Raw genomic sequence first — 8,964 nt, forward strand, 5'->3', positions numbered from 1 at the left:
TACAAGAGTGGATTTCGAACCCTGGTGGTTGATTTTTTTGCCATTGCTGTTTGGGCTGGGCTGGATTGCTGCGCGCGTAGACATCCGGCAAATGTTGTCTGAAACCCGGACTTTGCCGAACTCTTATTTCAAGGGACTTAATTTCCTGTTGAATGAAGAGCCCGATCGCGCTATTGATGCGTTTGTCGAAGTGGCCAAGCTGGATCCAGAAACCACCGAACTGCACTTTGCGCTGGGCAGTCTATTTCGCCGTCGCGGTGAAATGGAAAGAGCAATCCGTGTTCACCAAAGCTTGTTGTCGCGTGCCGACCTTGCTCAAATTGATCGTGAAAACGCGCAGCATGAACTGGCCCAGGATTTCCTGAAAGCCGGCATGCTTGACCGGGCAGAGCAGGCCTTTGAACAGGTGCTCGATACGCGCTTCGCAGTGCCGGCTGTCAGAGCGCTGATCCGCATCTACGAATCCGAGCACGATTGGCCGCGCGCCATTGAAGCCGTCAAGCGATTGCGAGCGCTGGTCGACGAGCCTGTTCCCCAATTGGTGCATTACCAATGCGAGCGCGCTGTCGCAGCCATGACCAGTAAGCCGCCAGATATCCAGGCCGCGGAAGGGGCGCTTGATGCTGCCGATAACGCTGCTGCATCGTTGCGCGGACAGGCGCGGGGCCAGGCGTCTGAAGCGCGCATTGCCATGCTGCGTGCCCATTTGGCCCGGATCAATAACAAGCAGGAGCGTGAGCGCAGCTATCTGGTATCGGTATTGAGTATCGCTCCGGAATATGCCAGCCTGGTTGCGGCCGATATTCTCGAAAGCTATCGGCGGGCAGGCCAGGAAACCGAGGGATTGCAGTTGCTTCGCAATCACTACATGCGCTATCCCTCGCTGGATACATTCAATGTGGTGTTTCGCGAGCTGCGTGCTCAGGAAGGTTATAAACCGGCCTGGACTTTCGCCCGTGAAGCGCTGCGTGCCCACCCGTCCTTGCTAGGCCTGGATCGCTTGCTGGAGGCCGAGCTGGCCAGCGGCCAGACCGGCGCAACCAAAGAGGCATTGGCGGCTCCTGTCGGTGACAACGTGGCCCCAGGTAGCGCTATTGTGCCGGCCACTGGCGCGGCCGACATTGTTGCGGGGGCCGACCTTAGTCTGTTGCGCTCTCTCATTCATAAACATACACAGCGTCTCGACCGCTATGCATGCAATGTGTGCGGTTTCGAGGCGCGCAATTTTTATTGGCAATGTCCAGGCTGCAATTCCTGGGAAACCTACGAGCCGCGTCGCCTGGAGGAAATTAAATGATGCCGTTTCCAGAGCAGGCGGTAAGCCGCGTGAACATTTTGGTGGCGGGCGACGTCATGCTGGATCGATATTGGTTCGGGGAAGTCGAGCGCATATCGCCGGAAGCCCCCGTCCCTGTTGTCCGCGTGGCCAAGCGTGAAGACCGCCTGGGCGGGGCAGCTAACGTGGCACGCAATATTGTCGCGCTGGGCGCACGGGCCAGCTTATTGGGGCTGGTAGGCGCGGACGAGGCCGGCGACAAAGTAAAAATGTTGGTGAGCGAGGCAGGGATCAACCCTTGCCTTATAGCGGACTCTGTCGCTCCGACAACGCTCAAAATGCGGGTTTTGGGGCGCCAGCAGCAACTCTTGCGGGTGGACTTCGAAGAAGCGCCGAACGGCCAGGGTCTCGACGACCTCGAGGCGCGGGCTCGCGAGCTGATTGCGCAACACGATATTCTGGTTTTATCCGATTATGCCAAGGGTGCGCTCACCCGGGTCGATGCTCTTATTCGTATGGCGCGCGAAGCCGGGGTGCCTGTGCTGGTCGATCCTAAAGGGCATTCATACCAGCGCTACCGCGGCGCAACCATCATCACGCCTAACCGCGCCGAAATGCAAGAAGCCGTAGGGCGCTGGCGTTCCGAGGAAGAGCTTGAAGAACGCGCGCAGAAACTGCGTATTGATCTCGAATTGGATGCCTTGCTGGTAACCCGGTCAGAGCAAGGCATGACCTTGTTTACCGAGCAGGGGCGCCAGCATACCGATGCGTATGCTCATGAAGTGTTCGATGTGTCGGGTGCGGGCGATACGGTGCTTGCTGCACTGGCAGTGACGCGCGCGGCCGGCCTGGATTGGTTCGATGCCGTGTTGTGGGCTAACCGCGCAGGCGGGGTTGTGGTCGGTAAACTGGGCACATCGATCGTTACAGCAGGAGAATTGTCATGATAGTAGTAACCGGAGGCGCTGGCTTTATAGGCAGCAACCTTGTGCGTGGCCTGAATCTTCGCGGGTACACCGATATTTTGGTGGTCGACGACCTGACCGAAGGCGACAAGTTCGTCAATTTGGTCGATGGGAAAATTGCGGATTACCTGCATAAAGACGACTTTCGCGAGCGCGTGGCGCGCGGGCAGTTGGGAAAGATCGAGGCGGTGTTCCATCAAGGAGCCTGCTCCGACACGACCGAACGCGACGGGCGCTATATGCTCGATAACAATTACCGCGTTACGCTGGAGCTTTTCAATTTTTGTCAGGCTGAAAAAATCCCATTGCTGTACGCGTCGTCCGCCGCAGTGTACGGGGCGGGGCCGGTATATGCCGAAGATGCCTTGTATGAATCGCCGTTGAATGTCTACGGCTATTCCAAGTATCTGTTCGACCAAGTATTGCGCCGGCATCTCAAGACGCTTACCGCACCGGTTGTCGGTTTGCGTTACTTCAATGTTTACGGCCCGAATGAGCAGCATAAGGGGCGCATGGCGTCGGTGGCCTTTCATAACATGAACCAGTTCAAGGCTGAAGGGCATGTACGCCTTTTCGGTGGCTGGGACGGCTATGTTAATGGCGGCCAACTTCGTGACTTCATTTATGTGGATGATGTGGTCGATGTGAATTTGTTCTTTTTGGATAATCCATCCAAATCAGGCATATTCAATTGCGGGACTGGCCGCGCCCAACCGTTCAACGACGTGGCCCGTACTGTGGTCAATGCCATGCGCGGGCATAATCACAAGCCTGCCTTGTCATTGCAAGAGATGGTGGCTCAGCAATTGATACGCTACATCCCTTTTCCGGATGACCTGAAAGGGCGCTACCAAAGCCACACCGAAGCGGATCTGTCGCAACTGCGCGCGGCAGGCTACGAGCAGCCGTTGCGTGACGTGCAGACTGGCGTGACGGCCTATGTAACGACAGTGTTGGAGCAGGGCCGCATCTAGACCATAGTATCTGTGGGTAGGTTTACTTATGGACTATTGCGGGAAGGCGGGATGTTGCCCCACCCGCAATATAAGGATCATTGCAGACAGGAAGTATTGATGGCGCCGCTGCTGTCAACGGCACAGTACTTCCGTTCACTTCTTTTTCGGAGGCTGCAAATGAACCCTTTTATTGAATCTACCGTGGCGCGCCCGCTGGCGCAGTGCCCTTCACGGCCCGTCGCCGTTCTATCACCGAATGTCCGTTGCGGCAAGAAGCGCCGTCCTTTAGTAAGACTGACGCTGGGCGCAGTGGGCCTGGCAACCGGGCTGGGCATTCCGCCTGCCGGTGGTCTGCAGGCTGCGGGTGTGTTGCTTGCCCAGGCGGGCATATTGGCCGCTGCCTTGGCACCAGGCATGGCGCATGCCGTCGACGTTAACGTCGCCACCCAGGAGCAGTTGCAAGGCGTGCGCGGCATTGGCCCCAAAATGGCGCAGGTCATCATCGAAGAACGTGCGCGAGGCGGTCGCTACGAATCATTCGAAGACCTGTCTGACCGCGTGAAAGGCATCGGTCCAAAAAAGTCGGCAAGTTTGAAGTCATCGGGGCTGACGCTAGGTGGCCAAGGGCCAGGCGCCTTCAGCAGCCCGCCTATACGTGAATCGGCTCGCGCCGAAAAGGCGCCCGTGCCTAGCAGCGTTGGCGCATTACCACGAGTGGCGAAGAAGGCCCCATAAATCGGGTACTGGGTTCAAGTTGGCGTGTCGGATTGCTGGCAATCATGATGGGATTTTTTTGGACTGTGTAAGCTTGATCGGTGTATGATTTCCCGCATGAAAACGTACCTGACTATCGAAGATACCATCGGCGCCACGCCACTTGTTCGTTTGCAACGCCTCCCAGGAGAATTGGGCGAGCCGCGCGGTAATGTCATTTTGGCCAAGCTCGAAGGGAATAACCCGGCGGGCTCGGTTAAAGACCGCGCTGCAAGCTCCATGATTCGCCATGCCGAAGCGCGCGGCGATATCAAGCCCGGCGATACGCTTATCGAAGCCACAAGCGGAAACACCGGCATTGCGCTGGCCATGGCTGCGGCTGTGCGCGGCTATAAAATGATACTTATCATGCCCGACAATCTTTCTGTCGAGCGCCGCGTGTCCATGACGGCTTATGGCGCCGAGCTTATCCTTACGCCGGCCGATCAAGGCGGCATGGAATACGCGCGGGATCTGGCCGTTACCATGCAGGCTGAAGGCAAAGGCAAGGTGCTGGATCAGTTTGCCAACGCCGATAACCCGCTTGCGCATTATGAAAGCACAGGTCCCGAGCTTTGGGAACAGACTGACGGCCAAATTACGCATTTCGTCAGCGCCATGGGCACGACGGGAACGATTATGGGGGTAGCCTCCTACCTGCGCACCAAGAATCCGGCCATTCAAATCGTAGGTGCGCAACCGGCCGAAGGGGCGCAGATTCCCGGTATACGTAAATGGCCCGAAGCCTATCAGCCTTTAATTTATCAACCCAGTCAAATTAATGAATTCGAAGCGATAGGTCAGGCGGAAGCCGAAGACATGGCACGCCAGTTGGCGGCGCAAGAAGGTATTTTCGGCGGTATTTCGTCCGCCGGTGCTTTGGTTGCCGCCTTGAGGGTAGCCGCCCGCGTTGAAAACTCTACTATCGTGTTCATTGTGTGCGATCGCGGCGATCGCTATCTATCGACCGGTGTTTTCAAATAAATTGAATCACGGGCCGTGGGCCCGTGATTCGGTATTATCGCGCTACAGATTGGGGCCGCCGTATCCTACGCGGTCCGCCAAGGCCTGAGCCAGGTCAGCAACCGACGTTGCATAGAAGTAGCTGCGGTTATAGTGGGTGATGGCAAAAAAGTTCGGTGTTCCGGCTCGGTATTCGGCCTGGTTGCGAGGTTCGTCCAGCAAGTCGACGATACCCAGCTTATGATTTTTCCAGGCGCTTGTGGTTGTTCCAGCTGCGACGGCAGGCGATAAGACGGCTTGTTGGCTTTTTTTATCAACTTGATTGCCTGCCATAGGCCGTATTTTTGCACCTTTGCTTTGTAGGGTTTCCCAGTCGTAAGTGGGAAACAGGCCGCCCACCACCAGAGCCTGAGGATTGGCTGGCAGTATCATTGGCGCGAACACCGGCAGACCTGGCTCCCAGCCATGCAACCTCAAAAAACTGGCAACTGAAAAAATCGCATCGTCAACGCTGTATAGCAGGTCGATATGGCCATCATTGTCGCCATCGACCGCATAGCGCATCAGGCTGCCGGGCATGAACTGAGGCAAGCCCATGGCCCCCGCAAATGACCCTTGGACCTCACGGCCATCCAGTTTCTTTTCGTAATCCAGTTGAATCAAATCGGCCAGTTGGTCGCGAAATAATTGGCTGCGTTCCGGCCGGCTGCTGTCTGGGTAGCTAAAGCCCAAGGTGGCCAATGCATCCAACACGCGAAAGTTTCCTGTATTCCGGCCATACACTGTTTCTACGCCAATAATGGCCACAATGATGGACGGTGGCACGCCGTATTCGCGCGCAGCTTTGTCCAGGGCTGTTTTATGTTCGGACCAGAACTCTACTCCTTTGTTGATGCGCACCGGTTCGACAAAGCGGTTGCGATAAGTCACCCAACTGCGCTTTATCCGGGTCTTGCCCGGTGTCATCAGTTTTGCCGCTGTGGCGTTGTATTGCGCATCCTGCAGTATTGCAACGACATAGGGCAGGGGTATGTTCCTGACCTGTGAGACTTCCTGGGCATAAGCCTGGATATTCGGCGTAAGCTCGCCATTCGCTTTCAGGAAGCTGCTATTGCCGACGACAGATACGCCCGCTTTTATCGATGGGGCTGGCGCCACGGGTACCGCAGCCTGGCTTGGGGTTCCGGCATTTGACACCACGCTTGCTGTCTGAGCCGACGGGGACGAAAGGGCATTGTTTTGCGTTGTGCCGCAGCCGGCTATTAACAGGAAAACAGAAGTCGCTTGCAAAATACGAGCTGGTTTGAACATAATCATCCTTATGGAGACTCTATATATTACTCATCCCACATGCCGCCTGCACGAAATGGGGAACTGGCACCCTGAATCCCCACAAAGATTGGCGGCGATCAACGATCAGTTGCTGGCCAGCGGGGTGATGTCATTCCTCGCGGAAGTGCAGGCGCCTAGCGCTAGCGAAGCCGACATTCTTCGGGTTCACACGCCGGAATACCTTGCTTATTTGCGTAGCAATTCTCCTGCCACGGGCTATTTCCCGATTGATCCCGACACGTTGATGAATCCGGACACGCTGGAGGCCGCTTGGCTAGCTGCCGGAGCCGGGATCGCAGCAGTCGACGCCATCATGGAAAAAAGGGCGAGTACTGCCTTTTGTTCGGTGCGTCCACCCGGCCACCATGCGCGTCCCGGGCTTGCCATGGGTTTTTGTTTCTTTAACAACATCGCGGTGGCTGCCGCCTATGCGATGGAAAAATATGCATTGGAAAGGGTGGCTATTATCGATTTCGATGTACATCATGGTAACGGTACCGAAGAAATGTTTGCCGGGGACCCGCGGGTCTTGATGTGCAGTTTTTTCCAACATCCGTTTTTTCCCAATGTATGTCAGGACAATCCGGCCGAAAACATGGTAAACATACCGGTTGACGCTTACACCATGGGCGACGCCTTGCGGCATCTGGTCAGCGATGTATGGATGCCCCGTCTGGAAGCTTTCAAGCCGCAGTTCGTCTTTATATCGGCGGGCTTCGATGCCCACAAGGAAGACGATATGGGGCAACTGGGCATGGTCGAGGCCGACTATGCCTGGATTACTGAGCAAATTATGCAATTGGCCGAGCATACGGCTAATGGCAGGGTGGTCAGCTTCCTGGAAGGCGGATATAACTTGTCGGCTTTGGGGCGTAGCGCAGTGGCCCATATCAGGGCGCTGGCGGCGTTGTAGAATAAGAAGGTTTACATGAATTTTTACCTGGCGGGCAAGCCTGGGCTACGGGCGCCGAAAGGCGCCTGACTGTCCGCAAGCATGGCCAGGCGGTAGCGGTTTTTTTTTAATCTTTGGAGAATGCTCGATGAAGGTATTGGTACCTGTCAAGCGTGTGGTTGATTACAACGTCAAAGTACGCGTGAAATCCGATCAAAGCGGTGTGGATATCGCGAACGTGAAAATGTCCATGAATCCATTCGACGAAATCGCAGTCGAAGAAGCGACGCGCCTTAAAGAAAAAGGCGTGGCCACCGAAGTGATCGCTGTGTCTTGCGGTGTTGCGCAATCCCAGGAAACGCTTCGTACCGCCATGGCCATTGGCGCCGACCGCGCTGCCTTGGTGCAAACCGACGTTGAACTACAACCCTTGGCTGTCGCCAAGCTGCTCAAAGCCTTGGTCGACAAAGAACAGCCTAGCCTGGTCATTCTGGGCAAGCAAGCCATTGACGACGACGCCAACCAAACCGGCCAGATGCTGGCTGCATTGCTGGACTGGCCACAAGCCACATTCGCCAGCAAAGTCGAAGTGTCGGGCGATACCGTGTCTGTCACGCGCGAAGTCGACGGTGGGCTTGAAACCCTGTCGCTCAAGCTGCCTGCCATTATTACGACCGACCTGCGCCTGAACGAGCCGCGCTATGTCACCTTGCCGAACATCATGAAGGCAAAGAAAAAGACACTGGACGTCATTACGCCTGAAGAGTTGGGTGTGGATGTCGCGCCGCGACTGAAGACCCTGAAGGTCTCCGAGCCGCCAGCGCGCTCTGCCGGCATTATTGTTCCCGATGTGGCTGCATTGGTCGACAAACTCAAGAACGAAGCGAAGGTGGTTTAAATGACGATTTTGGTAATTGCTGAACACGACAATGCCCACCTGAAGGTGGCAAGCTTGAATACCATTGCCGCGGCGGCAAAGCTGGGTGGCGACATTCATGTATTGGTAGCCGGGAACGGCGCGCAAGCCGTTGCAGATCAGGCGGCGCAAGCTGCTGGTGTGGCCAAAGTCTTGCTGGCCGACGGCCCAGCCCTGGCTGACGGCTTGGCTGAAAACGTTGCTGCGCAAGTGCTGGCATTGGCTGGTGATTACAGCCATATTCTGTTCCCCGCGACTGCCGCAGGCAAGAACGTGGCGCCCCGCGTGGCGGCCAAGCTCGATGTCGCCCAGATTTCCGACATCATCTCGGTTGAATCGCCCGACACCTTTACGCGTCCAATTTATGCTGGCAATGCCATCGCCACGGTGCAATCGGCCGACGCGGTCAAAGTCATTACTGTGCGTACGACGGCATTTGATGGCGTCGCTGCGCAAGGCGGCAGCGCTGCAGTGGAATCCATTGCAGTCGTAGCTGACTCGGGCAAATCTTCGTTTGTTGGGCGTGAGGTCGCCAAAAGCGATCGTCCAGAACTGGCCGGTGCTGCAGTGGTCGTCTCGGGTGGTCGTGGCTTAGGCAGCGCCGAGAATTTCAAGATTCTTGATCCGCTGGCTGATAAGTTGGGCGCAGCCCTGGGTGCTTCGCGTGCTGCTGTTGACGCGGGCTATGCGCCTAACGACTGGCAGGTCGGTCAAACCGGCAAAATCGTTGCACCTCAGTTGTACGTGGCAGTGGGTATTTCGGGCGCCATCCAGCATTTGGCCGGCATGAAAGATTCCAAAGTCATCGTAGCCATCAACAAAGATGCTGAAGCGCCAATATTCGGCGTCGCCGACTACGGCCTGGTATCGGACTTGTTCCAGGCTGTGCCTGAATTGGTTAAAGCGCTGTA

General features: G+C 56.4%; 9 protein-coding genes. 8 read left to right on the forward strand and 1 reads right to left on the reverse strand.

Annotation, left to right across the window (positions count from 1 at the left end):
- The first annotated feature begins 7 nt into the window (after window positions 1-7).
- The 5 genes from lapB (at window position 8) to cysM (ending at window position 4,934) form a co-directional block, all read left to right on the forward strand.
- Window positions 8-1,297: a lipopolysaccharide assembly protein LapB gene (lapB, locus tag ABWO67_RS09280; protein ID WP_353150732.1), complete on the forward strand. Its 1,290-nt coding sequence runs from the start codon at window positions 8-10 to the stop codon at window positions 1,295-1,297.
- On the forward strand, window positions 1,294-2,223 hold the full coding sequence (rfaE1, locus tag ABWO67_RS09285; protein ID WP_353150735.1) for a D-glycero-beta-D-manno-heptose-7-phosphate kinase: 930 nt from the start codon (window positions 1,294-1,296) through the stop codon (window positions 2,221-2,223). The genes lapB and rfaE1 overlap by 4 nt, the downstream gene beginning before the upstream one ends.
- On the forward strand, window positions 2,220-3,215 hold the full coding sequence (gene rfaD / locus ABWO67_RS09290) for an ADP-glyceromanno-heptose 6-epimerase (RefSeq protein WP_353150738.1): 996 nt from the start codon (window positions 2,220-2,222) through the stop codon (window positions 3,213-3,215). Before rfaE1 ends, rfaD begins: the two co-directional genes overlap by 4 nt.
- Before the next feature lie 159 nt (window positions 3,216-3,374).
- Window positions 3,375-3,932 carry a ComEA family DNA-binding protein gene (locus ABWO67_RS09295; RefSeq protein WP_353150741.1) on the forward strand — a complete coding sequence of 186 codons (558 nt, stop codon included), beginning with the start codon at window positions 3,375-3,377 and terminating at the stop codon, window positions 3,930-3,932.
- Window positions 3,933-4,028: 96 nt separating this feature from the next.
- Window positions 4,029-4,934, forward strand: coding sequence for a cysteine synthase CysM (cysM, locus tag ABWO67_RS09300; RefSeq protein ID WP_353150744.1), 906 nt, complete (start codon window positions 4,029-4,031; stop codon window positions 4,932-4,934).
- A 42-nt stretch (window positions 4,935-4,976) separates the two neighbouring features.
- Here cysM and mltB read toward each other — a convergent pair whose 3' ends face one another.
- Entirely contained in the window at window positions 4,977-6,224 is a 1,248-nt protein-coding gene (gene mltB, locus ABWO67_RS09305; RefSeq protein ID WP_353150747.1) for a lytic murein transglycosylase B, read from the reverse strand.
- Window positions 6,225-6,234: 10 nt separating this feature from the next.
- On the opposite strand from mltB, the gene ABWO67_RS09310 reads away from it, so the two are divergent.
- The 3 genes from ABWO67_RS09310 to ABWO67_RS09320 all read left to right on the forward strand — a co-directional run.
- Window positions 6,235-7,158 (forward strand): histone deacetylase family protein, encoded by a 924-nt coding sequence (locus ABWO67_RS09310; RefSeq protein WP_353150758.1) that lies wholly within the window; start codon window positions 6,235-6,237, stop codon window positions 7,156-7,158.
- Between the two features lie 127 nt (window positions 7,159-7,285).
- Window positions 7,286-8,035, forward strand: coding sequence for an electron transfer flavoprotein subunit beta/FixA family protein (locus ABWO67_RS09315; protein ID WP_353150750.1), 750 nt, complete (start codon window positions 7,286-7,288; stop codon window positions 8,033-8,035).
- The coding region (locus ABWO67_RS09320) for an electron transfer flavoprotein subunit alpha/FixB family protein (RefSeq protein ID WP_353150753.1) at window positions 8,036-8,964 on the forward strand (929 nt) is incomplete at its 3' end.

Source organism: Pollutimonas bauzanensis, assembly GCF_040393045.1.
GTDB classification, from domain to species: Bacteria; Pseudomonadota; Gammaproteobacteria; order Burkholderiales; family Burkholderiaceae_B; genus Pollutimonas; species Pollutimonas bauzanensis_A.

What these genes read in the sequence shown, in the direction of transcription:
- rfaE1 (WP_353150735.1), top strand. Translation starts at nt 1,294, where the DNA reads ATGATGCCGTTTCCAGAGCAGGCGGTAAGCCGCGTGAACATTTTGGTG.
- rfaD (WP_353150738.1), top strand. Translation starts at nt 2,220, where the DNA reads ATGATAGTAGTAACCGGAGGCGCTGGCTTTATAGGCAGCAACCTTGTG.
- ABWO67_RS09295 (WP_353150741.1), top strand. Translation starts at nt 3,375, where the DNA reads ATGAACCCTTTTATTGAATCTACCGTGGCGCGCCCGCTGGCGCAGTGC.
- cysM (WP_353150744.1), top strand. Translation starts at nt 4,029, where the DNA reads ATGAAAACGTACCTGACTATCGAAGATACCATCGGCGCCACGCCACTT.
- mltB (WP_353150747.1), bottom strand. Translation starts at nt 6,224, where the DNA reads ATGTTCAAACCAGCTCGTATTTTGCAAGCGACTTCTGTTTTCCTGTTA.
- ABWO67_RS09310 (WP_353150758.1), top strand. Translation starts at nt 6,235, where the DNA reads ATGGAGACTCTATATATTACTCATCCCACATGCCGCCTGCACGAAATG.
- ABWO67_RS09315 (WP_353150750.1), top strand. Translation starts at nt 7,286, where the DNA reads ATGAAGGTATTGGTACCTGTCAAGCGTGTGGTTGATTACAACGTCAAA.